The sequence below is a fragment of the Meridianimarinicoccus sp. MJW13 genome, assembly GCF_014901205.1.
Lineage (GTDB): Bacteria > Pseudomonadota > Alphaproteobacteria > Rhodobacterales > Rhodobacteraceae > Meridianimarinicoccus.
This window is the reverse complement of the sequence record NZ_JACNMU010000008.1, coordinates 151,413-176,770: the sequence shown is the minus strand read 5'-3', so window position 1 is coordinate 176,770 and position 25,358 is coordinate 151,413. Positions and strand designations below refer to the sequence as shown.

The 25,358-nt window shown below is 61.5% G+C and carries 18 protein-coding genes; 9 read left to right on the top strand and 9 right to left on the bottom strand.

All coding sequences use genetic code 11. The features are described from left to right. Positions 1-44: 44 nt before the first annotated feature. The 4 genes from H8B03_RS15500 to H8B03_RS15485 all read left to right on the top strand — a co-directional run bounded on the left by H8B03_RS15500 (position 45) and on the right by H8B03_RS15485 (position 6,379). A complete protein-coding gene (locus H8B03_RS15500) occupies positions 45-1,811 on the top strand; it encodes a TRAP transporter permease (protein WP_394355481.1) in 1,767 nt (588 codons plus the stop codon). A 19-nt stretch (positions 1,812-1,830) separates the two neighbouring features. Beyond that, positions 1,831-2,862 carry a TAXI family TRAP transporter solute-binding subunit gene (locus H8B03_RS15495; protein ID WP_193142790.1) on the top strand — a complete coding sequence of 344 codons (1,032 nt, stop codon included), beginning with the start codon at positions 1,831-1,833 and terminating at the stop codon, positions 2,860-2,862. Positions 2,863-2,935: 73 nt separating this feature from the next. Further along, complete coding sequence (locus H8B03_RS15490; RefSeq protein ID WP_193142789.1) at positions 2,936-4,564, top strand: alkaline phosphatase family protein; 1,629 nt, start codon at positions 2,936-2,938, stop codon at positions 4,562-4,564. Positions 4,565-4,669: 105 nt separating this feature from the next. Continuing rightward, positions 4,670-6,379 (top strand): SulP family inorganic anion transporter, encoded by a 1,710-nt coding sequence (locus H8B03_RS15485; protein ID WP_319022493.1) that lies wholly within the window; start codon positions 4,670-4,672, stop codon positions 6,377-6,379. Positions 6,380-6,551: 172 nt separating this feature from the next. On the opposite strand, the gene H8B03_RS15480 is transcribed toward H8B03_RS15485, so the two are convergent. Next, complete coding sequence (locus tag H8B03_RS15480; RefSeq protein WP_193142787.1) at positions 6,552-8,597, bottom strand: integrin alpha; 2,046 nt, start codon at positions 8,595-8,597, stop codon at positions 6,552-6,554. Positions 8,598-9,865: 1,268 nt separating this feature from the next. On the opposite strand from H8B03_RS15480, the gene H8B03_RS15475 reads away from it, so the two are divergent. Next, on the top strand, positions 9,866-11,722 hold the full coding sequence (locus tag H8B03_RS15475) for an amidohydrolase (protein WP_319022492.1): 1,857 nt from the start codon (positions 9,866-9,868) through the stop codon (positions 11,720-11,722). A gap of 153 nt (positions 11,723-11,875) precedes the next feature. Here the strand turns inward: H8B03_RS15475 and mprF are convergent, their stop codons facing one another. The 3 genes from mprF to corA form a co-directional block, all read right to left on the bottom strand. Next, positions 11,876-14,476: a bifunctional lysylphosphatidylglycerol flippase/synthetase MprF gene (gene mprF, locus H8B03_RS15470; RefSeq protein WP_193142786.1), complete on the bottom strand. Its 2,601-nt coding sequence runs from the start codon at positions 14,474-14,476 to the stop codon at positions 11,876-11,878. Positions 14,477-14,613: 137 nt separating this feature from the next. Then, positions 14,614-15,747 (bottom strand): S1C family serine protease, encoded by a 1,134-nt coding sequence (locus H8B03_RS15465; RefSeq protein WP_193142785.1) that lies wholly within the window; start codon positions 15,745-15,747, stop codon positions 14,614-14,616. 116 nt (positions 15,748-15,863) lie between these two features. Beyond that, positions 15,864-16,919 (bottom strand): magnesium/cobalt transporter CorA, encoded by a 1,056-nt coding sequence (gene corA, locus H8B03_RS15460; protein WP_193142784.1) that lies wholly within the window; start codon positions 16,917-16,919, stop codon positions 15,864-15,866. Positions 16,920-17,378: 459 nt separating this feature from the next. Between corA and H8B03_RS15455 the strand changes: the two genes are divergently transcribed. The 4 genes from H8B03_RS15455 (at position 17,379) to H8B03_RS15440 (ending at position 20,366) form a co-directional block, all read left to right on the top strand. Beyond that, positions 17,379-17,597 (top strand): hypothetical protein, encoded by a 219-nt coding sequence (locus H8B03_RS15455; protein WP_193142783.1) that lies wholly within the window; start codon positions 17,379-17,381, stop codon positions 17,595-17,597. 310 nt (positions 17,598-17,907) lie between these two features. Then, positions 17,908-18,240: a PepSY domain-containing protein gene (locus H8B03_RS15450; RefSeq protein WP_193142782.1), complete on the top strand. Its 333-nt coding sequence runs from the start codon at positions 17,908-17,910 to the stop codon at positions 18,238-18,240. A 75-nt stretch (positions 18,241-18,315) separates the two neighbouring features. Continuing rightward, the gene (locus H8B03_RS15445; RefSeq protein ID WP_193142781.1) at positions 18,316-18,987 is read left to right on the top strand and encodes a response regulator transcription factor; all 672 of its coding nucleotides are present in this window, start codon (positions 18,316-18,318) and stop codon (positions 18,985-18,987) included. After that, positions 18,984-20,366, top strand: coding sequence for a HAMP domain-containing sensor histidine kinase (locus H8B03_RS15440; RefSeq protein WP_193142780.1), 1,383 nt, complete (start codon positions 18,984-18,986; stop codon positions 20,364-20,366). The genes H8B03_RS15445 and H8B03_RS15440 overlap by 4 nt, the downstream gene beginning before the upstream one ends. Positions 20,367-20,442: 76 nt before the next feature. Here the strand turns inward: H8B03_RS15440 and cyoD are convergent, their stop codons facing one another. The 5 genes from cyoD to H8B03_RS15415 form a co-directional block, all read right to left on the bottom strand. Next, positions 20,443-20,754: a cytochrome o ubiquinol oxidase subunit IV gene (gene cyoD, locus H8B03_RS15435; RefSeq protein ID WP_193142779.1), complete on the bottom strand. Its 312-nt coding sequence runs from the start codon at positions 20,752-20,754 to the stop codon at positions 20,443-20,445. After that, positions 20,754-21,383, bottom strand: coding sequence for a cytochrome (ubi)quinol oxidase subunit III (locus H8B03_RS15430; RefSeq protein WP_193142778.1), 630 nt, complete (start codon positions 21,381-21,383; stop codon positions 20,754-20,756). The genes cyoD and H8B03_RS15430 overlap by 1 nt, the downstream gene beginning before the upstream one ends. Further along, positions 21,380-23,470 carry a cbb3-type cytochrome c oxidase subunit I gene (locus H8B03_RS15425; protein WP_193142777.1) on the bottom strand — a complete coding sequence of 697 codons (2,091 nt, stop codon included), beginning with the start codon at positions 23,468-23,470 and terminating at the stop codon, positions 21,380-21,382. The genes H8B03_RS15430 and H8B03_RS15425 overlap by 4 nt, the downstream gene beginning before the upstream one ends. After that, the gene (locus H8B03_RS15420) at positions 23,467-24,438 is read right to left on the bottom strand and encodes a cytochrome ubiquinol oxidase subunit II (RefSeq protein WP_193142776.1); all 972 of its coding nucleotides are present in this window, start codon (positions 24,436-24,438) and stop codon (positions 23,467-23,469) included. The genes H8B03_RS15425 and H8B03_RS15420 overlap by 4 nt, the downstream gene beginning before the upstream one ends. A gap of 88 nt (positions 24,439-24,526) precedes the next feature. Continuing rightward, entirely contained in the window at positions 24,527-25,159 is a 633-nt protein-coding gene (locus H8B03_RS15415) for a hypothetical protein (protein ID WP_193142775.1), read from the bottom strand. Positions 25,160-25,358 lie beyond the last annotated feature (199 nt).

Sequence of the window (25,358 nt, the reverse complement as noted above, 5' to 3'; positions counted from 1 at the left end):
CCGGTTTGGTTATTGCCGTTGTTTTCTACGTCTCTGTATTTGGCGTGTTCAGCGAATCCTATCTGCGGGTCGGCATGTTGCTGGTCGGCGGTCTGCTGATCCTGCTGGCACAGATCGACAGCAGCGACAGCCCCATGGGAAAGGTGCTGGCGCTTGTCACCGCCGGTTTCCTGAGCATCGCGGTCTTTCAGTATTTTCGCGCCGCAGCCGAGATCGAGACCGGGCTCTATTTTCTGACCTCCACGGATATCTGGCTGGGCGTCCTGGGGCTGATTGCCGTGATCGACCTTACACGCAGGTCGGTCGGAATGGTCATGGCGGGCGTTGCAGCCGTGGTGCTGATCTATGGCGCCTTCGGGCAGTATGCGCCCGGCTTCATGCGTCATGCCGGGATGACGTCAGAGGAACTGATCCAGGTCCTTTGGTATTCTTTCGACGGTGTGTTCGGGCGTCCCATGGCCACCGTTGTGTCGACGATCCTCATCTTCATCATCTTCGGCGCCATCCTGGAATTTCTGACGATTGACAAGGTGCTGGTAAAGCTGGCGCTGGCTGCCACGGGCCGGGTGCGCTCGGGTCCCGCTGCAGCGGCCACCATTGCCAGCGGCTTGTTCGGAACAATCTCGGGCAGTGCCGTGGCCAATGTCGTGGGCACCGGGGTCATCACGATCCCGCTGATCAAGAAGCGCGGTTTCAAGGCGCATTTCGCGGGCGCCGTCGAGGCCGCGGCCTCAAGTGGGGGTCAGATTACCCCGCCCATCATGGGTGCGGTCGCGTTCATCATGGCCGACATCACGGGCGAACCGTATCTGACGATCTGTGTCGCGGCCGCTGTTCCTGCGATCCTGTATTACGCGGGTCTGTTCATGGCGACCTCCAGCGCTGCGCGCGACATGGACCTCGACACCTCCGAACAGCCCAAGCTGAGTTTCGGCTGGCGTGAAGTGGCGCAGATCATCGTCTTCATGCTGTCCCTGACCGCAATCGTCGTGGCCATGGTCGGAGGGTCGTCCCCAGCCTATGCCGGATTTATCGGTGTCGCCTTTGCCATCGTGTTTGGCTTCGCGCTGAAACCCAGCCTGCTGGTGGACCTGCAATCCTGGCTCACGTTCATTCGTTCGGCTGGCATGATCTCGGCGCAGCTGGTGGTGATCGTGGGCGCCGTGGGCATCATCATCGGCATTCTGAACCTGACCGGTGTCGGGCTGCGGTTTGCCTCCTTGGTGGCAAGCTATGCCGACGGACAACTGGTGGTGTCGCTGTTGCTGATGGCACTGGCCTGCTTGCTTCTTGGCATGGGAATGCCGACGGTGCCCGCCTATCTGATCATCGTGCTTGTCATGGGGCCGGCCCTGCAGAAACTTGGTGTGCCGATCATTCACACCCATATGTTCGTCCTGTATTTCGGTGTGTTGTCCGCCGTCACTCCACCGGTTGCACTTGCAGCATTCGCGGCAGCGCCCATTGCCGGAGCCGGGGCGATGCGCACGGCGGTGGAAGCATCCCGGCTGGCCCTGCCTGGCTTCGTCATCCCCTTCGCCTTCATCTACCAGCCCGCGATGCTGCTTGGCACGGGCTACCCGCTGATGGAGTCGGCACAGTCCATCCTGTTTGTAACCCTTGCGGTGCTGCACATCTCGCGCGCCTGCTATCCGGGCAAGGGCAAGGCACGTTATGCGCCGATCGGCCTTGCCCTGGCCTTTGCCCTGTTGTTCTTTGGACCCCTTGTTTCGTGGATTGCCGTCGCAGCCACGCTGGCACTTTGGTCCGCTGTCCGCTTCGGCAATTTCCTGACACCCGAAAAGTCCTAATCCAGAGGAGGAACTACCCATGAACAATGTATCCCTGACCCGCCGGTCGCTGCTGGGCACTGCCGCAGGAGCCGCCGCATTCGCCGCGATGCCCCGTGTGGCCTTTGCCAAGGAACTGCTGCGCATGTCCACGCTGGGGCCGGGCACAAGCCCGAACCTTGTGATGACGACCTTTGTGAACATCGTGAACGGCGCGCTGCCGGACTATGAAATCCAGCTGAACGCCACTGGCGCCGCAACACGTCACGTTCTGGAAGTCGCCATGGGCCGCAGCGATTTCTGCATGTCCTCGCCCGTCATCCACTCCTTGATGCGTCGCCAGGCCGCGATGTACGAAAAGATCGATCAAGCCCCCGAACTGGTCAACAACCTGCGCACGGTGCTGAACTTCCCGATGGGGGTCTATCACATCGCCGTCTATGGCTCGTCCGGCATTACATCCATAGACCAGATTGCTGGCAAGCGCGTCTTCCTTGGACCTCCGGGCGGTGCGGCCTACACCACGATGGAGCGGCTGTTCAAAGCGGTCGCAGGTCTTGAGGCGGGAACGGACTACGAAGCCGTCACCCTGGGCTGGGACGCCGCTGCCGCTGCCTTCCAGGACGGCAACATCGACGTCTATTGCAACCCGACCAACGCCCCAAGCCCGGCCTTGACGCAGATCGCCGTGACCAATGAAATCCGCTTCCTTGGCATTCCCGCAGAAGCGCTGGAAAGCGAAGGCGTGCAGGCACTAGTGGGCCGTCCGGGCTTCAGCGCGGCCACGCTGCCGGCGGGCGCTTACGGGGAAAATCAAATCAACGAAGGCGACGTCACCACCCTGGGCGTCACCGTGGGCATCGTGACGAACAAGGACGCTGATGAAGAGATGATCTATCGGATGACCAAGGCGTTCTATGCCGGCGTGCAAGAAGCCGGGCAAAGTTCGCCCTGGATGCGGGCCATCACGCCGCAAGGTGCCGTGCAGGATATCAACCTGGAACTGCACCCCGGCGCCCTGCGCGCGCTTACCGAGTTGGGCGTAGAGATCCCGGAAGCCGCCAAAGGCTGATCTGGACGGCCGGGGTCTCTGCGGCCCCGGCCATTTGCCTGCTCCCCTTCAACTTTCTGACCCGGATAGTCCCATGTCAAAAAACGTGCTCTTTATCATGTGTGATCAGCTTCGGTGGGACTACCTGTCCTGTGCGGGGCATCCAGGCATCGAGACACCGCACATTGACGCCTTGGCCAAACGCGGCGTGCGCTTTGATCGTGCGTACGTGCAATCCACCATCTGTGGGCCAAGCCGGATGTCGTTCTACACCGGGCGGTATGTCAGCTCGCACGGGTCCACATGGAACAACGTGCCGCTCAAGGTCGGCGAGATGACCCTGGGCGATCACTTGCGCCCCCTGGGAGTTCGCACGGCGCTTTGCGGCAAGACCCATATGACCGCTGATGCGGACGGGATGAAACGCCTTGGTCTCGCGCCCGACAGCACCATCGGTGCCCTGGTCTCGGAGTGCGGGTTCGAACCCTACGAGCGCGACGACGGGCTGCATCCCAGCACCAGCTATGGCAAGCGCAACAAGAACTACGATCAATACATGAAGGACCGTGGCTGGGAGGATGAAAACCCCTGGGACTCTGTGGCCAACAGCGGAGAGGATGAAGACGGCAACATCCTCAGTGGCTGGTTCCTTGACAATTCCGACCTCAAGGCGCGCGCCGCCGACGAGGAAAGCGAAACCCCCTATATCACCCGCCGCGCGATGGATTTCATCCGCGAGGCCGGCGACAGCCCCTGGTGCCTCCACCTGAGCTATATCAAGCCTCATTGGCCCTATATTGTGCCGGCACCCTATCACGACATGTACCCGCCCGAAACGCACATGCCCGTGCTGCGCAGCGACGCGGAACGAAACGACCCGCACCCCGTGTTCGGCGCCTTCATGGAAGAGCGGGTGTCGAAGGCCTTTACCAATGCGACCACCCGCACCAAGGTCATCGGGGCCTACATGGGGCTGATCAAGCAGATCGACGATCAGATGGGCGAGCTGATGGCCTTTCTAGAGGCGCAGGGCCTGACCGACGAGACGATGATTGTCTTCACCTCCGACCACGGCGATTACCTGGGCGATCACTGGATGGGTGAAAAGGAACTGTTTCACGATCCGTCCGCGCGTATCCCGCTGATCGTGGTGGACCCCAGCGCAGAGGCCGACGCGACGCGCGGCACGGTGTCTGACGCCCTGGTCGAGGCGATCGACGTGGTGCCCACAATCCTCGACTACTTCGGTGGACAGGAGGTCAGCCACATCATCGAAGGCAAATCCCTGCGGCCGATGATGCACGGCTCATGTGCCTCGGTGCGGGATTTCGTCGTGTCGGAGTACGACTATTCCTTCCGCCAGGCCCGCCGCCGCCTTGGGGTCGGGGTTTCCGAAGCCAAGCTGACAATGCTGTTCGATGGGCGCTGGAAATACATCTTTGCCGAAGGGTTCCGCCCGATGTTGTACGATCTGGAGGCCGACCCGGAGGAGTTCAACGACCTTGGCGGCAAACCCGAACATGCGGAAGAATGTGAGCGGCTGCAAAAGTTGTTCTTTCAATGGACCCGGCGCACCAGCCAGCGCACGACCATGTCCGATGCCGAGATCGAAAGACGCGGGGCGGACCTGGGCGAAGCGAAGGCTGGGGTCATCATCGGATTTCCCACCGAAGCAGACCTGTCAGCCGCGCTTGCGGCAGATCGGGATCGACAGAAAGGCTGATCCTTCTGGCTTGAAACGCCTGTCGCACCAGTTCGGGACCCCCTTATGCACCATCGGCTGACCGCATTGCTTTCATCACTGAGCCCCGTCCGCCCATGGTTTTGGGTGGTCAATGGTGACACGCTCAAGGCCGATGCGATTGCCGGTCTGACCAATGCGGCAATCGTTCTGCCGCAGGGTGTGGCCTTTGCCATCATTGCGGGGCTGCCCCCGGAATTCGGCCTGTTCACGGCCGTCGTCGTTGCCTTGATCGCCGGGATCTGGGGATCGTCGATGATCATGGTTTCCGGCCCGACCACAGCGATATCTGCGGTGATCTTTGCGTCCATGTCGCAATTCGCGGCCCCGGGGACCGAGACCTATATCGCCATGGTTTTCACGCTTACGCTGATGGTCGGGGTGATCCAGATCATCGCGGGCGTGTTCAAGCTGGGCGGGTTGATTTCCTTCATCTCCCATTCGGTTCTGATCGGATTTACCGCCGCTGCGGCCCTGTTGATCGCGGCCAGCCAGATCGGCGGTGCACTTGGCCTTGAAAAGGGTGGCGGTGGGGGCGTTTTCGAACGCCTGCTTCACGTGGGCGCGCATGTCGGCCAGATCAACGCCACCGCCGTGATCATTTCGGGGGCGACGATCCTGACGCTGATCGCGCTGTCGAAGTTCAGCAAGAAGATACCGTCTTATATCATCGCGCTGGCCGTTGGGTCGGGCGTGGCCTGGCTGTTGAACGCACCGGCACAGGGGGTGGCGATGTTCGCCCCGCTGGGGTCCATCGTGCCAAGCATCGGCGCACCGGACATGTCGTTCGCGCTGCTTGCAGAACTTCTGCCCGTTGCCGCCACGGTCGCCTTCGTGGGTCTCCTTGAAGCGATCTCCATCGGTCGATCCTTTGCGCTGCGTCGGGATGAACCCTATGATTCCAGCCAGGAGATGGTGGGGCAGGGGCTGTCCAACGCGGTTGGCTCTTTCTTTCAATGCTATGCCGGTTCGGGCTCGTTTACGCGGTCTGGCCTCAACGCGGATGCGGGCGCGCAGACGCCTGTTTCCACGATCTTCGCGGCCGGATTTCTGGTTGTCCTGCTATGGGTGTTGGCCCCGTACCTGGAATACGTGCCTGTCCCGGCCATGGCGGGGGTGATCCTGTTCGTGTCCTACAGGCTGATCAACTTCGGCGAAATTCGTCATGTGCTGACTTCCAACCGGAGCGAAACGGCAATTCTGGCGGCCACTTTCCTGACCGGGATCTTTACCGAACTCGACCTTGCCATCGTCGTTGGCGTTATCACGTCGCTGTGCGTCTTTCTTTATGACAGCGCCCATCCCATCGTGGCTGTGGGTTCGCCGACCACCATCAACGGCAGACGGGTGTTCAAGAACGCGGCAACCTATGGCTTGCCCGAATGTCCGCAAATCTCGGTGATCCGGGTGGACGGCCCGCTGTTCTTTGCCTCTGTCGAAAATGTAGAGCAGCAGTTCCGAAATGCGGAAGCCGCCAGCCCGGTGCCGAAGACCAAGCTTATGGGCTTGAAGGGGTTGTGGAAGATCGACCTGTCAGGGGCCGGCCTGCTGCTGAAAGAAATACGACGGGCGCGAAAGGCAGGGGCGGATTTCCATATCTTCACGACCAACGCGCCTTCGCTGCGAATATTGAAGCGATTGCATGTCTTTGATGAACTGGGGAAAGGCAATCTCCACAACAACAAGGGCGAAGCGATCAGTGTCGCGGTTGCGGCCGCCGACGATGATATTTGCAAGGACTGCAAGCTGAGGGTCTTTGTGGAATGCGCCCAGAAACCGGGGGCAGTGGCGCCTTGACCGGGCTTATCCCGGATACGAACCACCAAAGCCGCTGTGTGTGAGCGTCCGGGGTCCGGCGCACCAGAAATCCCACCATGCAGCAAAACTGTGCGGCAGCTTCCCCCCCTGCGTCACCTCGGCCAAATGCAACCGTGTGTCTGGCCCCGGATGTGCGCCGGGGCCAGACCGGTCAGACGAAGGCCATCGGGTCCGTGCCGATCAACGCCAGGTCGATGGCGCCATCGCTGACCCCATCTGCCGCATCGAAAGCAGCCAGCAAGGTGGTCCCGCCGAACACCAGATAGCTTTCACCGGTATCGGCGCCGGCTGCCGTGTCGGCCTGGCCGGCACCGATCAGGATGTCGTCGATGCCGTCACCGTTCACATCTCCGGCTGCGGCCACGGAATACCCGCTGTAGTCTCCGGCACCGATCCCCTTGAACACGAACCCGTCCGCGCCATTCAGACTGGCCAGATCCACCGAGGCAGCAAACCCCGTGTCCTTGCCAAAGACCAGGTAGCTTTCGCCAGCATCAACCCCGGTCGTCTGGTCGGCCCGGTAGCCGCCGATCAGGATGTCATCGATGCCATCGCCGTTCACATCCCCGGCAGAGGCTACGGAGATCCCGCTCTCATCTTCTGCATCTACCCCGGTCAGCACGAAGCCCATGCTGCCATCGAGATTGGCCAGATCGATAGAGGCCGCGAAATCACCCGTCACGCTGGTGTCCTTGCCAAACACCACATAGGTCTCGCCCACATTCTGGGTGCCGGCGGTATCGCCTCCGTAGGCCCCGATCACGATGTCATCGAAACCGTCGCCGTTCACATCGCCGGCGGCAGCAACAGACACGCCGCTGTAGTCATAGCTGTCGATCCCGGTCAGAACGAAGCCGGTGCTGCCGTCGCCCGCTGCAAAAGACGCCAGATCGATCGAGGCGGCGAAGTTGCCCGCGACGGCGGTGTCCTTGCCGAAAACAACATAGGTTTCGCCCGAACTGAGCGTGCCCGGCCGGTCGGCGGACGTGGATCCGATCAGGATGTCATCGATGCCGTCGCCGTTGATATCTCCGGCGGCGGCGACCGAATAGCCGGTATAGTCGAAGGCATCGATCCCGGTCAGCGCAAAACCGTTGCTGCCATTCAGGCTGGCAAGATCCATGGAAGCGGCAAAATCACCCTCAACAGCGGTGTCCTTGCCGAAGACAATATATGCCCCACCTGCGTTGAAAGTACCGGCCTGATCGGCCCCGAAAGCCCCGATCAGGATGTCATCGATACCGTCACCGTTCACATCCCCGGCCGAGGCAACAGACCAACCGCTGTAGTCGGTGTAGAGGAGTCCGGTCACAACGAAACCCGTGGTGCCATCCAGACTGCCCAGATCTATCGAGGCCGCGAAATCGCCCGCGACGGCGGTGTCCTTGCCGAAGACCACATAGCTTTCTCCGGCATCGTAGGCGCTGGATTGGTCGGCGCCATGGGCCCCGATCACCATGTCGTCGATGCCATCCCCGTTCACATCCCCGGCGGAAGCAACGGAAATGCCCGCGAAGTCACCGGCATCGATCCCGGTCAGAACAAAGCCGGTGCTGCCATCGCCGGCCCCAAGCGAGGCCAGATCGATCGAAGTGGTGAAGTCCCCTTCTGAGCCCGTGTTCTTGCCGAAGATCACATAGGCTTCGCCGGTGCCTGCGGCGTAGCGGCCTCCGATCAGGATGTCGTCGATGCCATCCCCGTTGACGTCCCCTGCCGAGGAAACCGAAATACCGGCGTAGTCGCCCGCGTTGATCCCGGCCAGCACGAAGCCGAAACTAGCCGGCAGTGGCGTCCAGTCGTCCGACGGCACGCCATCGACCAGGATCTCAAGGTTTTCCATTCGGGTGACGCGCAGGTCAAAGCATGAGAAGGTGAAGAAGGTCTTGTCGGCATCGGTGGTGCCGCCTGCCGTCTGATCGTCCAGAAAGGCGTAATAGGCGGCAATTTCAGCCTGAACATCCGGATCGAGCCATGTGTCGCCAGTCATTTCCAGCCGCAGCGTGTCATAGCCGATGCCGCCGTCATACAGATCCCTGAACCCTTCGTTCAGTTCAACATCATAGACCAGAACATCATCGCCGCGTTTGCCCGCAACCCGATCGCTGCCAGCACCGCCCGCAAGAAGATCATCATTTCTGAGGCCAAGGACGGTGTCGTCAAAGGGTGTTCCGGGATCGATTACAATAGGATCTGCCATCGTCTTTACCCCTGCATTGTTGTGAATGTCCGCAGAGAATACACTTGGGGCTATGGGTCATTACAAAAATGTGAGAAATTATTAACGCATGGATCGATCAAGATTGGGCAGGTGTTTGGCGGAAGGCGAAAAATTCACAGGTTATTGCGCGGGCAGGAAAACCAATAAATCAGATATCTATTATTTCTCTTTATCCACGCGTTTTGGCGTCCGCAACGGCGACTTTGACTGGTGTGACGAACGGCATCCCAGCTCCCGGTGAGCCGCTGGTATTGCCGGAAACACTGGCATAGGGACACAAGCGGTGGCGCGTGTGGACCCGATCAGAGGCGGCTCAGATCAAGCATAGCCCTGATCAACATCCTGCCTGCTTGAGTGAGCGGTCCATATCCGGAACGTGGGGGGCAGGCGCAGGCCAGGGTTGTCGTTCCTTCGCTCCAAGGTATTGTTGCCGGGAGATTTTAATTCAATCGCTGCCCGTCTGGTTGCCTGTCCTGCCAACCCGGGCCGCGTCCGTCATCAGCCGCCCGTGCGGTGGGCCCCCCGCGACAGCACGCAAGCCAGATACCCATCCTTTTATAGACTTCTGAGCCGGGCTGGAGCGCTTGAGGCCCCGCGATGTAAGACGTCATCGGACCGGGCTGTGCCATCGCGGCGGGTGTCGCCAGAAAGCCAAGACCTCAGAATACCACGTACAGTTGCCTCAAACCCACATTCGCCAAGGTTCGGGCGCGCCAATTCGCGAGTCATTGAGGAAGGGGAGGTCGCCTTTGATGTAGGGGTTGATGCCGATATTACCGGGTGGGAGAAATGGTGTGTGGCGGGAATGACAATGAAGCTTGCTTTGCCTGGAATAAATACATTTCCGATTCAGGTATTGCGACCGTGTGATCGCCACGACGGCGCAGGTCGGCGACGTCGGTGGCGGCGATCACCCTATCCGTCCACGGTTCTTTCCCGTCACAGTCTTTTTCTCGATGGGTCCATGGGTCTCGCCCGCGACCAGGCCGCAACACCATCCTTGGCGTCGTCGCGGCCTTGTCAAAAGGTAGCGCCGTCTCACCGTAAAAGCCGCCGGGGATGGTGTTGCAACTCTTGGGTGCCATTGACCCTGCGGGTCAGGATCCCCACGACGATGTCCTGGCAACGGTTCGTCAGGCGAACGGTGCAAGTCTCGTACCGGGGGGCGCACGCCGTGGGGTGTTTTGCCTGACCCGCGCCAAGCGTGTTTTCCCGAGATTTTCATGCAAGACTGCACGAAATGGACGTTGCCCGAAGACATCCCCGCGGCCTGTCCCGGACGAGGAGAACTGATGATGTTGATGACAACCCTGCGTCTTGGGACGCTCGCAAGCGTACTCGCGTATCCGACTATCGTTTCGGCCCAGGACATTGCCGACACGATCTATACCGGCGGGCCGATCCTTACGATCGATGACGCACAACCGACAACCGAAGCCGTTGCGGTCAAGGATGGAAGGATCATGGCCGTTGGATCCCTGGCGGACCTCATCGCGTATCAGGGCGACGGAACAGACGTTTTCGACCTGAACGGACGCGCCATGCTGCCGGGATTTGTCGACAGCCACGGACACGTTGTCATGGGCGGTCTTCAGGCGCTCTCTGCCAATCTTCTTGCGCCGCCGGACGGCGAGGTCAGGGACATTGCCAGCCTGCAGGATACGCTTCGCCAGTGGGCAGAAGACAATGCCAAGGCCGTCGACAGGGTGAACATGATTGTCGGTTTCGGCTACGACAACGCGCAACTGGCCGAGTTGCGACACCCGACGCGGGACGACCTCGACGCCGTCTCGACAGAGCTGCCGGTCGTGATCGTGCACCAGTCGGGACATCTTGGGGTCGCCAACTCCAAGGCGCTCGAACTTGCGGGGCTCAGCGCGGACTCTGAAAACCCTCCGGGCGGGGTCATTCAGCGCGACGCGCGTGGGGAGCCGAATGGCGTGCTCGAAGAATATGCCTTTTTCACCGTGATCATCCCGATGATGGCGCGCCTGGGACCAGAGGGCATTGCGGCCTTCGCACGCTCCGGCTCGAAACTCTGGGCAAGCTACGGATATACGACCGCGCAGGAGGGGCGCTCTTCCGGCGGGATCGTGGAAGTTCTCAAGGCCGTGGATGCGGAGGGGGGGCTGCCTGTGGATGTCATTGCCTATCCGGACGTGCTTGAAGACAGGGACTACATCGCCGCGCACACGTCGAAGGACTATACCGGCAACGTGCGGGTGGGCGGCTGCAAGCTGACCATCGACGGGTCTCCGCAGGGCTTCACCGCGCTCAGGGACAGGCCCTACTACGATCCGGTGGGAGACTACCCACCCGGTTATGCGGGCTACGCTTCCGTGACAATGGAGCAGGTCCAGGACGCGGTGAACTGGTGCTACGAGAACGGATTTCAGATCATCACCCATGCCAATGGTGAAGGGGCCTCTGACATGCTGATCGCGGCTCTCGGGGCCGCCCAGGCGGACTACGGCGATCCGGGCAACCGACCGGTGCTGATCCACGGGCAATTCCTGCGCGAGGACCAGATCGATGCCTACAAGGCCCTCGGCGTGTTTCCATCGCTGTTTCCAATGCACACGTTCTACTGGGGAGACTGGCATCGCGACCATACCGTCGGTCCGGTCAATGCCGACAACATCTCGCCGACGGGATGGGTGGTCGAGCGCGGGATGATGTTCGGCTCGCACCATGACGCGCCGGTGGCCTTCCCCGACAGCATGCGGATCCTGGATGCCACGGTGACGCGGCGGACGCGGTCGGGCGACATTCTTGGCCCGGCGCAACGGGTCGATGTCATGACCGCCCTGAAGGCGCTGACGCTCTGGCCAGCCTGGCAGCAGTTCGAGGAAGCAGACAAGGGCTCGATCGAAGTGGGAAAGCTTGCCGACTTTGTGATCCTCTCGGACGATCCTACGGCCGTCGATCCCGAGACACTGGATCAGCTTCGCATCATGGTGACGATCAAGGAAGATCAGGTGATCCACGAAGCCGAAGAAGGGGTGCAGGAGGGAGGATTGATCGGGCGGCAATTTGCTTTCAGCCCCGCCATGGCAGACCGGTTTCTTCATGCCATGTACGACGGCCTGACGCCGCAGCAGTGACCGACAGTGCAATGCCCATCAGTGGCTGAGGGGCCGGCGATGGGCACAAGGCACCGGAGGCCGGACGACAGGTCGCAAACGGCCCGCCGGCGGCTTCCGTGACTGCCGCGATGTCGATCCGTACGATTGTCACCATGGCCGGGACGACCCGTGTCAGCCGGTCGCCACCACCTTGCGCATGCCGCCCGCAATCAACGCCGCAGCGTCCGTTGCGATGAGCAGGACATTGGCCCGCGGCGGGGCGACCAGAAAGCGGGGCTCCCACATTGGATCGAACTTGTTCTTGAAGTTCCGCAAGCCATCGAAGTTGTAGAAATGCCCGCCGTGACGGTAGACCAATGCGCCCAGCTTCATCGTCCAACGGCTGCCACGGCGCGTTTCAAGGCCGGCGAGGGGGGCCATTCCAAGGCTGAACCCGGCAAACCCGTGTTCTTTCAGGTGCAGCATCAACTCGGTAAACAGGTAGTCCATCAAGCCCGACGGCGCATCGTCCACGTGCCGCATCAGGTCGATGGTCGCGGTTTCCTTGGCTTCGGTCGTCAGGACATTGGCAAAGGCCACGATGCGGGATTCGTGGCGCACGATGGCAATCGGGAACTGACGCAGGTAGTCGCGATCGAACCGGCCGACCGAGAACTGCTTTTCCGAACTGTGCTTGTCGACCAGCCATTGATCCGAAATGTCGCGCAGCACCTCCAGGGTGGCGTCATCTACCGGCGCAGCCAACACTTCGAAGCTGAGCCCGTTGCGGCCCGCGCGATTGTGGGCCGTGCGCAACTTCTTGCGGTGGCTGCCCTCCAGCGAGAAGTTGGCCAGGGGCACCACCGCCTCTTCGCCCATCTTGTGCATGGCGAGGCCCATCTCGGCCCAAAGCGCCAGATTGTCCGCCGCGACTTCGTAGAACACCGGCCGCGCATTTGCGGCATTGGCGGCGTCGACAAACTCCCAGGCCAGCTGCGCCACCTCATCGGGATCTCCGACGGGATCGCCCAGCGTGATCCACGACCGAGCCTGAACCCGGTACATCAGGAACGACCGGCCGCTGTCGGAAAACAGCAAGGATTTATCCCCGGTCAGGGCAAAGTTGGCATCCGGGTTCGGCTGCTGCGCAATGACGGCCCGCGCCTGTTCCAGTTGATCTGCAGTTGCCAGATCGGCCAGGACCTTCGGTGGTCGCAGGGCCGTCACGAGTGCGAACAGGCCGATCAGAAGCGCGCCGACCAGACCAGCGCGGATGGCACGCGGTGCGGAATCGTCTTCGGCAAACTGCCACCACAATTCATGACTGTAGGGCGTCGCCTTGTGGGCAAAGAAATAGACCGCAGCCGCGGCCAGGACGATCGACCCCAACAGCAAAACCCAGCGAAGCGACAGCGGATTTCGTGTCAACCGCGCGCTGCGATAGAATTCGCGGCGGCAGGGCAGCAGCACAAGCACCATCAGGGACAGGATCAGGGCCCGCTGATAGTCGAGCCCATGCAGCAGCGACGCCACGATCCCCGCCATCAGCGCGCCGACCGCAAGCCAATAAGCGCCCTCGATCCGACGCAGCATGCCATGCGCAATGATCAGAAGGGCGGCCCCGATCGCGCTGGACAACAGGGCGCCGCCTTCCAGAAGGCCCAGTGGCAGGAGAAGCTCAAGGTCTCTGGCAACCTCGCTGGCGGCCGGAATGACCGCCGAGAAGAGCATGAAGATGCCCGAGGCAAAGATCATCGCCGCCATGGCCAGCGGCACGATGGAGGTGACAGCGCCAAAGACCGGTGCAAGCGCCTGCATCCGGGGCGACGGAGGCTTGGAACTGGCCATGCGCAGTTCGGACAGCGCCAGCAGGATCAGCGCGAGGCCGAAGGGCACAAGATAATAGATCAGGCGGTAGAGCAGCAATCCGGCAGCCGCCTGATCGACGGGCACCGAGTCGGGCAGGGCGGTCAGGATAACGGTCTCGAAGACACCGACGCCGCCGGGCACATGGCTGGCAACGCCGGCAAAGATCGCCGCCGCGAAAACCGCCAGGAAGGTGGCAAAGCCCATCTCGTTGGACGGCAGCAGAAGATAGAGAACGGTTGCGGCCATCAGGATATCGATCGCCGTGAACAGCAACTGGCCGCTGAGCAGACCCAACGAGGGGGTGCGGAAGCTGTAGCCGCGCAGCGTGATGTCAGACTTCCGCAGCGCCAGCGCCAGCAGCAACCCCAGCGAGACGATCAGCGCGGCGATCCCGATCCAACGCAGGACATGTGGGCTTATGGATGTCAGGGACTGCAAGGCAAAGGGATGATAGGCAAGCGCGCCGAACCCGATGATCATGGCGCCAAGCCCAAAGGCCGCGGACCCGAAGACCGCAATCCCCGCGATGTCATATGCGGTCAGTCCCAAAGACGAATAGATGCGATAGCGCACTGCACCGCCCGTAACCGGGCCTGCCCCGACGGTGTTGCCAAGCGCATAGCCCAGGAACCCGCCCATCATGATGACCGGGAACGGAAGCTTCTTGCCGATATAGCGCAAGGCGGACCAGTCATATCCGATCAGCGCGGCATAGCCGGTGAACATCGCGAGGATTGACAGGACAATGACATGCAGGGGCGTGTCGCGGACCTGGTCCATGACATCCCGGAAATTGATCGGTTTGAGAAGATGGTAGAGCGCAAAAGTGCCGAGCGCGAACAAGCCTGCCGTCAATAGGTAAGGGACAATCGGTTTGATCCGCGCCCAAAGGTTTGTTGGCGGCGAAGTATCGGAAGCGCTCACGTCTGGACCTCGAGTCGTTGGTATTTTTTTGACGTGTATCCTGCCCCGGCGCGAATTGCACCGGGGCAGTTTTGGCTTCCGCGAAGTGTGGGCCTTGCTGCGCCTTGAGAGGGACGCGCGGCGCGGCAAGGCTTCGGTCAGGCGTCCTGAGCAGTTGCGCGATTGTCCAGGGTGACATCCAGCGTCAGGGTCTCGCCCTTGCGCAGAACTTCGATTTTCGAGGTCGTCTCGGGCGCCGTCCCTGCAACCGCGCGGGTCAGATCGCGGGCTTCTTCGATCTTCGTGCCATCGAAACTCAACACGATGTCGCCCGATTGCAGACCGGCTTTCTGTGCGGGCGTATCATCCATGACCTTTTCAATCATCGTGCCCTGTCCCGCGTTCAGGCCGAGCACCGAGGCAACCTCATCGCTGACCGGCTTGATCTGCACCCCCAGCCATCCGCGATCGATCTTGCCGTCGTCCTCAAGATCCGCGACCACCGTGGACACCAGATCCGACGGCACGGCAAAGCCGATCCCGGCACTTGCGCCGTTGGGCGAGAAAATCGCGGTGTTGACACCAATCACCTCCCCCTGGTCGTTGAACAGCGGACCCCCGGAATTGCCCCGGTTGATGGCAGCATCGGTCTGAATGAAGGCATCGAACGGGCCAGAGCGGATATCGCGGTCCTTGGCGGAAACGATGCCGGTGGTCACGGTGCCGCCCAAGCCGAAGGGGTTGCCCATGGCGATGACTTCATCGCCCACGCGCATCGCCTCGGACGAGCCGAACGCCACGGTCGGAAGGTCCGTGCCGTCGATGTCGATCAGGGCAATGTCGGTCAACGGGTCGGTCCCGATGATCGTGGCCTCGTGCTCCGATCCGTCCGCGAATTTGACCGTGACGGTTGTGGCACCCGCAATCACGTGGTTGTTGGTGACGATCAGGCCGTCTTCCGAAATGATGAAGCCAGAGCCGACCCCCTGACGGTCCGGCATATTCGGCGATTGCGGCATCTGGGGCATGGTGTCCCCGAACCGGCGCTGGAATTCCTTTAAAAAGTCGTCGTTGGACATGCCGCCTTCCGCGTCGGCGGGGGTGGCGGATGACGTGACTTCGACAAGGACGACGGCGGGGCTGAACGTTTCGATCAGGTCGGCATAGCCGCCTGCGGGAACCGCCAGCGCGGCGGTCGGCGCCAGAGTAACCATGCCGGTCGATGCCACGGTTGCGGTCAGCAGGGCCGCTGTCAGTTTGGTGCGTCGTTTCGGGGACTGTGGATGTGCCATGAGGGAAACTCCGTGTTCATGCATTGTGGAGCAGATATCGGGGCGGGGGATGAACACGACTTCGCAGCGGCTATACAAATCTGTAATCTTCCGCGGCAGGATGCATGGGGCTGGCCCTAGTGTCGCGACGGGTCCGTCGCGGATCCACTGCCGCGCCGGTCCTCGTCGGAACGACCGAAAATCCAGCCCAGCCGCCAGAAGAAAAACAGCATGGTGGCCGCTGCCGCAGCCATCAGGGCAAGCGCGAAAAGATACCCAAAGCGCCAACCCAGCTCCGGCAGGTTGTAGGGCGAGGCGCGGTCAAAATTCATCCCGTAGACACCAGCAATGAAGGTCATCGGAATGAAAATCGTGGCGATCATCGTCAGCACTTTCATGTGCGCGTTCATTCGGTTCGAAAGCGACGACAGTTGCAGTTCCACAAGCCCCTGTGCGGTTTCCCGGAACACCTCGACCATGTCGAGAAGCTGAAAGGCATGATCCGAACAATCGCGCAGGTACGGCAACAGCGGGTCGCTGATCTGTGGCATGTCATCCCGCTGAAGCGCCGCAAGAGCTTCGCGCATCGGCCAGATCGCGTGACGCAGGATCGACAGATCGCGCTTGATCTGGTGCGTGTCGCGCATGGCCCCGTCTTCGGGATCACGCAGGATGCGTTCTTCCATCGCTTCGATCAGATCACCCTGCGCTTCGAGAACGGGGAAATAGCTGTCGATGATGGCATCACAGATGGCATAGAACAGATAGCCGCTGGAACTGCGGATACGCCCCTTTCCACCTGCCAGCCGCTTGCGCACCGCATCCAGGCAATCGCGCGGCTGCTCGCGGAGGGTCAGAACAAAATCCGGCCCCAGCACAAGCGAGATCTGGTCAGCAACGAAAGGCTGGCTACTGACCGGCATTCTAAGAACGGTCAGCACCAGATCGCCGTCCACATCTGTTTGGGCGCGCTGGTCCAGATGGAAAAGCTCGGCGACGGACAGGCCGCTCAGACCCAGATCCGTTGCCAGATCTGCGATCCGGACGTCGTCCTTGAGCCCACACACATCGATCCATCGGAATTGACCTGGCGCGCCGGACGCCAGTCCGTCCACAGCTTCGCAGGACGTTGCATCATAGAGATATGTGGTGATCGATGTTGGATGCGCGTTCTGCGGTGTCGAAATCGCCATCGGTGACGCGCCAATCGGCTCGCTGCGGCGTTTCAAAAGCCGTCGACGTCGTCCATGCGTACGTGATGATCTTGGCTCTATGTCCAGCCCTCCTGGCTTCGAGCAGTTTTTTGAAAAGACGGCGATTGGTCAATAGGGCACCTCGAAGGTCGCATGGCCCGGCAGACCTTGCAAAGCCGTCGTGCGTTCGACGGCCACGCCCGGAAGAGACGCCAGTGTGCGCCGGGCCATCCTTCTGACGCGCACTTTGGCGCCCGCGCGACGTGGCCGAGGTCCTGGGATCGACCGGATGGTGCAGTCTTCGGATCATGTTTGGGAAGGTTCGGCCCCAGGCAACCCCGATCCCTTGGGCCGTCCGCGGCTAAGTCTCGACGCATTACACCGATGTAATGTCAGCGTCAGGTCACGGCAGGTCTTGCCCCCCACATTCCTGTCATAAGGAACAAGGAGACCTGACACATGCAACGTATCAAATCACTTCTGGCAAGCACGCTTCTGGCCCTGATCGTTTTCGCCGGTTTCGGCTTCGGGATCATGGCGATCGGTTTCGCAATCGTGCTGGGGGGCGCACTTGCGCTGGCCTTGCGTCTGGCGGGACCGCGGATCCTTGCCGAGGCTGAAAAGCGCGCGGATACCGCGCGGGATGAGGCCTTCGCGGGCCATCCCGCATCGGCTTGAGGCCCATTCTGTTGGCAGGGTGGTGGCGGGGAAATCCCCGCCGTTTTTCGTTCGTGCGCAGGATATTGACGGCAGCACAGCCGACCAACCGGCGACCCCATGGCGACCCTGCACCGAAGGGGCCCCATGGGGCCCGGCATGCCTTGAATCGTGGGAACCAGAGGCTCCCGGCAGCATGGTCGTTGCTCCGTCGCCAGCGTCATCCGCACCTTACAGGGTTGTAATGCGACGGTCAGGCGCGGGCCATGCGGATGCCATAGATCTGTTTCATCGGACGGGATGATCCCGCCCGGACACCAAGGAGACCACCATGAAACGCACCAAACTCGCCCGCGCCGCAACCGCCGGCCTGCTCGGCCTGTCGGTCCTTGCCGGATCGATGGCATACGCCTCGTCCGGTTCGGACGCGAAATCGGCGGAAGAACTGAAGCAGTTCCTGACCGCCAATCCCGAAGTTGCCGCCGTGTTGGCAGAGGTCGAAGCGAAAACCGGCGGCAAGGTCACAGAGGCTGAATTCGATGACGATGCCCCGGCCAACAGCGTTGTCGAATTCGAAATCCTGATGGCAGATGGCACCGAACAGGACGTCTACTACACGCTGGCGGACGGGACGATGACCGTCGAGGCCGACGACGAGAAGTAGGTCGCAAACCTCTGACCAAGATGCAAGAATGCTGGTGGCCTTGCAGGCGGCCACCAGAAAACATGGACGCGCAGAATGAAAATCCTGGTCATCGAAGACGACAAGACGACCGGCACCTACGTTGCCGATGGGCTTCGCGAAGAAGGCCATACCGTGGATTTGATGACCGACGGCAAGGACGCGCTGTTGCAGGCCAGCACGACCGACTACGACCTTCTGATCGTTGATCGGATGTTGCCGGGGCTGGACGGCGTGTCGGTCGTGAAAACGCTGCGCGGTGCCAGAAACCAGACCCCGGTGCTGTTCCTGACCTCTCTGGGGGGCGTCGACGACCGTATCGAGGGCCTGAATGCTGGCGGCGACGACTATCTTGTGAAGCCCTTCGCATTCGGGGAACTGTCGGCGCGCGTTGCGGCGCTGGCCCGCCGACCGCGGGCGACGCAGGAAGAAACGGTCCTGCGCGCCGGCGATCTGGAAATGGATCTTGTCCGCCGCAAGGTCACGCGGTCAGGACAACCCATCGACCTTTTGCCGAGGGAATTCGCACTTCTGGAACATCTGCTGCGCCGCAAGGGCAGGGTGCAGACCCGGACCATGCTGCTGGAAGCGGTCTGGGATATCAGCTTTGATCCGCAGACCAACGTCGTCGAAACACATGTCAGCCGGTTGCGGGCCAAGGTCGACAAACCGTTCGAGACGGAATTGATCAAGACGGTCCGGGGATCCGGCTACCGGATCGAAGAATGACGACACCGAAGGACAGAGCACGCGCGCTGGTGCAATCCACGCCGCTGCGTCTTGCCGTGGCGCTGGTCATTCTGTTCGCGGTGGTGAGCCTTCTCAGCCTCGGGGCCTCCTACCTGATCATCCGGGACTCGTTTCAAACGACGATGGAGACCGATCTGCGTCAGGAACTGGCCGGCTTTCAGGCCGCCCCCTCGGCGGGCGCGCTGGCGCAGCTGATCTCGGCCCAGGGCGCGGCCACGGATCCGGAGCGGCGCATTCTCAGCTATCGTTCCCCCGACGGCAGGTACTTCGGCAATGGCGTGATTTCAAAGTCCGGCGAGGGATTTCGCGTCCTGTCCTTTCCGGAAGGAGAGGATCTGTCCGAGGACCCCTATCTTGCCTTGACGGCCAACCTGCATGGCGGCCAGCTGACGATCGCGAACAGCCGCGAGCAGATCGAGGAACTGGGCGAGCTGTTTCTCAACATCCTGCTGCTCAGCGTCTTGCCCACCACGGCCATCGCACTTGCGGCGGGGCTGGTGATTTCCCGGCGCAGCGGGCGGCGCATCGAAGCAGTCGGGCGGACATTGGAACGGCTCACCGACGGCGACCTGTCCGCACGGGTGGGCAAGATGCCCGGTCGCGCGGACGACCTGTCCACCATTTCTGTTCAGGTCGATCGCATGGCGGCGGCGCAGCAATCCTCGACCAATGCGCTGCGGCAGGTCTCGGCGGACATCGCGCATGACCTCAAGACCCCGATCCAACGGGTTGCCGTGCTGCTGAACCGCGCCCGCGAACTGCCGAACCTGCCCGACGAGATCGGGACCACACTTGACCAGGCGGGTCAGGAAACCGCCGGGATCGTCGCCACGTTCCAGTCCCTGTTGCAAATTGCGCAGATCGAGGGCGGCAGCCCCAGGAACAGGTTTCAGCCGGTAGATCTGGGGGCGCTCGCTGCGACGCTTGTTGAGGTCTACGAACCGTCGGCCGAGGAAAGCGGCCATGCGCTGACCCTGTCGAACACGCACAACGGCGCCGTCGAAGTCCTTGGCGACAAGGTCTTGCTGGGGCAGGTGCTGGCCAACCTGATTGAAAATGCACTGCGCCACACGCCGACAGGGTCCGGCATCGCTGTGGCCCTGCGCAAGACCGCCACGTCGGTGACGTTGAGCGTTGCAGACGATGGTCCCGGCATCCCGACACAGGAAAGGGACAAGGTGCTGCGGCGGCTTTATCGCCTTGAACAAAGCCGCACGACGCCGGGCAGCGGTCTGGGCCTTAGCCTGGTTGCGGTCATCGCCGACCTTCACGACGCCAGGCTTGAGCTTGGCGACAACCATCCGGGCCTAATCGTGAAGCTTGCGTTCCCGGCGGTACCCGGCAAAGGCCAGGCATAGTCCCGAAGGTCCGCGCGCCTTCGGGCCGGGCCATCCGATTTCTGTATTCCGGTCTGCCCCGCCTGAATGACCGAAACTACATCATGCGCATCGCAAGGTTCGCCATGATCCAGATCGTGCCCGCCATCATGATGATGACGATCAGCGTGGCGAACAGGATAAGCTGCAGGTCTTCGCGTTTCTGCCGGCTCAGGTTGATGTGCAGGAAGTACCTGAACTGGGCGAGGATCTGAATGACCGCACAGACCGCGATCGCCCAGATGATCAGGCTCCGCGACGCCCAGGGGGCGGCAACCGCCCAGAACGGCAAAAGCGTCAAGCCAAGCGCGATGACAAAGCCGACCAGATAGGCGCGGCGTTCCTTTTTGAAATCCGGTGGATGCTGCATCAGGCAAGCCCCCAAAGGTAGACGACCGAGAATATCCCGATCCAGATGATGTCGAGGAAGTGCCAGAACAGTCCCAGCCGCAGCAGCCGTGTCTTGACCGGGGAGACAAGGCCAAGGGTGCCGATCTGGATCAGCATGATGATCAGCCAGATCAGACCCGCCGTGACATGAAGGCCGTGCAGGGGCACCAGTCCGAAGAACGCCGACAGGAAACCGCTGCGCGCCGGGGTGGCCCCCGCCGCCAGCATCTTCGAGAAATCGCTCAGTTCGAACCCCAGGAATGCAAGGCCAAGGCACAGGGTTACGATCAGCCACAAGATCAGCGGGCCTTTGCCCTGCTCATGCCGCAATGCCAGCGAGGCCATGCCGAAGGTAAAACTGCTGGTCAGCAGCAACATCGTCTGGATGAAGGCGCTGTTCAGGTCGAAAAGATCCTTGGGGCCGGGGCCACCCGCCATGCCCATCGGGTTGAGCATGGTGACATAGGTGGCGAACATCAGACCAAAGATAATCAGATCGCTCATCAGGAAGACCCAGAAACCGAACACCAGTGTCTCGGCCGTCCGGTGGGCCTCTCCGTGGTGATCGCCAAGGTTCATACCGGGGTGAGAGCTTGTTTGAGCCGTCATGCAGAGATCTCCGGCAGGTCCAGCGCGGCGCGGCCGGTGTTGCGCGAAGAGGCCTCGCTGTCGCGTGTGGTCGGCGTGGCCGTGGCCACCTGTTCCAGCCAAGCCACGTGGGTCGCGGCCACCTGGGCGGCGGGGATGGTCCGGTGACGGTCTGTCCTGAAGGTTCCTGCCACCCATGACCCCAGCATGGTCACCAGCGCCACCAGCGCCAGCCACCAGATGTGCCAGACCAGCGCGAACCCGAAAAGCGTGCCGCCGATGCACATGATCATCCCCAGCGCGGTGTTGCGGGGCATGGTGATGTCCGCGAAACGATCCGGGGTCGGGAAGGCGGTTCCATTGGCTTTCGACATCGCGAATTCGTCACGCGTCGTCACCTGCGGAAGGACGGCGAAATTATACTCCGGGGGCGGGGACGACGTCGCCCATTCCAGGGTGCGCCCGTTCCAGGGATCACCCACTGGCACCCGCAGGCTGTCCCGGCCCCGGACGCTGACCCACAGTTGGATGACAAGCGTTGCAAGAGCCGAGAGGATCAGACCCGCGCCGCACATGGCCACAAGGGTGAAAGGGTCGAAGGCGGCCTCCTGATAGCTGAACGACCGGCGCGGCAGCCCCATGATCCCCAGCACGTAGAGCGGGAAGAAGGTGACCGCAAAACCCACGATCCACAGGGTGGCGGCAACAAACCCCCAGCCTTCGTGCAACCGGAATCCGAAGGCCTTGGGGAACCAGTAGTGATACCCGGCCAGCAGCCCGAACAGCACGCCGGGGATCAAGACGTTGTGGAAATGAGCCACCAGGAACACGGAATTGTGGACCTGGTAGTCGATGGTCGGGTTGGCCAGGATCACCCCGGTCAGCCCGCCGATGACGAAGAGGATCAGGAACCCGGTTGCATAGAGCATGGGCACCGAGAACCGGATGCGCCCGCGGAACATGGTCGCCATCCAGTCATAGACCTTCACGCCCGTGGGCACCGCGATGAACATCGTGGCGATGCCGAAGGCGATATTGACGTTGGCGCCCTGACCCATGGTGAAGAAATGGTGCAGCCAGACCGTGAAGCTGAGAATGGAAATCGCCAGAGAGGCATAGACCAGCGACGCATAGCCATAAAGCCGCTTGCCCGAGAAGGTCGCGATCACCTCGGAGAAGATGCCATAGGCGGGCAGCACCAGAAGATAGACCTCGGGATGACCGAACAGCCAGAACAGGTTGGCATAGTTCATCATGTTGCCGCCCAGGTCGTTGGTGAAGAAGTGAAAATCCAGATAGCGGTCAGCGGCCAGCATCAGCGTCGCCACGGTCAGCGGTGGCATGGCGAATATCAGGATGATCGCGGCGCACAGGACGGTCCAGGTGAACAGGGGCATCCGGAACAGGGTCATCCCCGGCGCGCGCTCTTTATAGATTGTCACGGCGAAATTGATGCCGGACAGGGTCGATCCGATCCCCGCGATGCCAACCGACCAGATCCAGTAGTCCGGCCCGACACCGGGATTGAAGACCTTGCCCGTGTAGGGCGGATAGGCCGTCCAGCCGCCGGTCGAGAATTGCCCGATCACCAGCGAAATCATGATCAACGCCGCCCCCGCCGCGGTCAGGCCCAGACTGATCTGGTTCATCACCGGGAAGGACATGTCGCGTGCGCCGATCTGCAGCGGCATGATGTAGTTGATGAACCCCGACACGAAGGGCATGGCGACAAAGAAGATCATGATCGTGCCATGGGTGCTGAACAGCTCGGCAAAATGGTCCGGCGCCAGAAAACCGCCGTCCAGACCGAAAGCCTGCTGGGTCCGCATCAACGCGCCTTCGATCACCCCGCGCGTGAGCATGATCATCGACAGCACGATATACATGATCCCGATACGCTTGTGATCGACGCTGGTCAGCCAGTCTTTCCACAACGGCCGCCACCAGCCGCACCATGTGATGAGGATCACGACAGCAAGACCCCCGACAATGACGACCCCGGCAGCCCCGCCGCCGATCAGTTCACTGGCTGTCGGATTTTCGATGGCCTTGAGGATGGGCAGCGCGTTCCAGTCGAGCCGTCCTAGGGCAATGTCTTGCAAATTCATCGGGTACCAGCCTCCAACGGGGCAGGGGCGCCGGGTTGGTGTGCCGCCGATACGGCGACGCCAGCGTGATATCGCGCCACAATCGAGTTGAAGAAATCATCCGGGACAGACGAAAAATAAAGCGCATCGTCCGGCATTGCATCCGTGCCGAGAACGCCACGCGCCTCTGCCTGTGTGGATCTTGCGCTGACGACCTCGTAACTGGCCGGATCCAGGGGAACGCCGGTGTCGCGCACCGAAGCAACCCAGTGTTCGAATGCCTGTTCGGACATGCCGATGGCATCGAACTTCTGTTGGGTGAACCCCTCCCCGTTGAACTGGGTGTTCTGGCCCTGAAAGCGTCCAGGCGCATCTGCTTCAAGGTGCAGGTTCGTTGTCATGCCCGGCATGACGTAGATCTGCCCCGCCAGTGCGCTGACAACGAAGGATTGCATCACCGTATCGGACGTCAGGGAAAGGCCCACCTGCCGATTGGTCGGAAACGCCAGTTCGCCGATGCTCGCGATGCCGAGGTCGGGGTAGACGAACAGCCATTTCCAGTCGAGACCAACAACCTGAACATGCAGGATCGGTGTTGATGTATCGACGGGCCGGTAGGGATCCAGTCTTTTGACGCTTTGCCAAAGCTGCACCGACAGCACGGCAACGATGACCACGGGGACACCCCACATCAACAGATCGAGCGGGCCGGAATATTCCCAGTCAGGCGTGAATTTCGCCTTGGTGTTTCTGTAGCGATAGCGCCAGAGCATCAGCGGCACCAGAACAAGTACCGGCACCACGGCCACCATCGTCAGCAGGGTGACGCGAATGAAATGCGCCTTCTGGTCTGCCGCGACGGGGCCCGCGGGCGTCCAGAAAGAGGCGTCTGCCGCGGCCAGATCGGGATGGATCACCACCCCGATGGCCAGGATGGTCAGGACAATGAACCTCGATAAAAACGCCACTACCTGGTTGCCTCCACCCAAATCCGGGACCTTGCTGAAAGTGTCCGCAAGGCCGACCCTAGCTTTAGAAACTCCGCGCGGCTAGGCCGCCTGGTGCGGATGGAACATGTCACCTGGTGCTGTCAGGCTTCGGGGCAATTAACCGCGAGACCAGAGCTTCCACCAGAAAGCCGAACGGCAGCATGATCAGGTGTGCAATGTCGGCGATCGGTTCGGGGAAGGTGAGAAGCTTCACGACCAGAACAGCCAGTCCGATGGCCATGGCGCGGCCCCGCCAGCGCAAGTGAAACAGGCTTGCCCCTATCAGGCCGAATCCGCCTGCGGACATGCCGACGTCGAAAGTGGTTGGAAGCTCGGCCACGCCGTCCAAGTTCAGGTGTTGGATCAGGTAGATGACGCCGAACATCAGCAGGAGTGTGCCAAGGATATCAAGCAGAAAGAACATGGCGCCCGCGCGCAACGGACCGTATCGCCATTCGAACCAACCGATGGAAATTGCGGCAAGAAAGAGCTGGCGAAGCAACATGTCCGCATCGCGCGAGATGAAAGACCCGGTCAGAAGGCGAAGCCATTCCCCGTTCTGCAGGCTGGCAAGACTAACCCCGAATTTTTCAAGGTTCGCCCCGGAAAGCCCCCCGTCCAGCACGCCGAGCGACAGATTTGCGGCCAGAATTGTGGCCAGGAACAAGGGTGTGAACAAGAATATCCGGCGCGTTCGCGATGTTTTTGGGGCTTTGCGCATCAAGGGTCTCTGGCGGCATCGGGGTGCGACGTTTTCTGGTCGGCGGAACAACCTGGTCGCTCGGAAGGTGCGTGTGTTCACGCACCCTACATAGACCGGTTTCCCCTCGGCCGTGACCGAAAAACCAGCGGGATCACGGATTTCTACTGCACACCAGCAAGACAGGCGTCCTGCTCGGGCCGGCATCGACGTCGGACCG

Bases quoted from the DNA above. Each gene is read 5' to 3' on its own strand.
- H8B03_RS15430 (WP_193142778.1), bottom strand. From the start codon at position 21,383: ATGACGGCTCAAACAAGCTCTCACCCCGGTATGAACCTTGGCGATCAC.
- H8B03_RS15425 (WP_193142777.1), bottom strand. From the start codon at position 23,470: ATGAATTTGCAAGACATTGCCCTAGGACGGCTCGACTGGAACGCGCTG.
- H8B03_RS15490 (WP_193142789.1), top strand. From the start codon at position 2,936: ATGTCAAAAAACGTGCTCTTTATCATGTGTGATCAGCTTCGGTGGGAC.
- H8B03_RS15445 (WP_193142781.1), top strand. From the start codon at position 18,316: ATGAAAATCCTGGTCATCGAAGACGACAAGACGACCGGCACCTACGTT.
- H8B03_RS15480 (WP_193142787.1), bottom strand. From the start codon at position 8,597: ATGGCAGATCCTATTGTAATCGATCCCGGAACACCCTTTGACGACACC.
- H8B03_RS15415 (WP_193142775.1), bottom strand. From the start codon at position 25,159: ATGCGCAAAGCCCCAAAAACATCGCGAACGCGCCGGATATTCTTGTTC.
- H8B03_RS15465 (WP_193142785.1), bottom strand. From the start codon at position 15,747: ATGGCACATCCACAGTCCCCGAAACGACGCACCAAACTGACAGCGGCC.
- H8B03_RS15455 (WP_193142783.1), top strand. From the start codon at position 17,379: ATGCAACGTATCAAATCACTTCTGGCAAGCACGCTTCTGGCCCTGATC.
- cyoD (WP_193142779.1), bottom strand. From the start codon at position 20,754: ATGCAGCATCCACCGGATTTCAAAAAGGAACGCCGCGCCTATCTGGTC.
- H8B03_RS15450 (WP_193142782.1), top strand. From the start codon at position 17,908: ATGAAACGCACCAAACTCGCCCGCGCCGCAACCGCCGGCCTGCTCGGC.
- corA (WP_193142784.1), bottom strand. From the start codon at position 16,919: ATGGCGATTTCGACACCGCAGAACGCGCATCCAACATCGATCACCACA.
- H8B03_RS15440 (WP_193142780.1), top strand. From the start codon at position 18,984: ATGACGACACCGAAGGACAGAGCACGCGCGCTGGTGCAATCCACGCCG.
- H8B03_RS15495 (WP_193142790.1), top strand. From the start codon at position 1,831: ATGAACAATGTATCCCTGACCCGCCGGTCGCTGCTGGGCACTGCCGCA.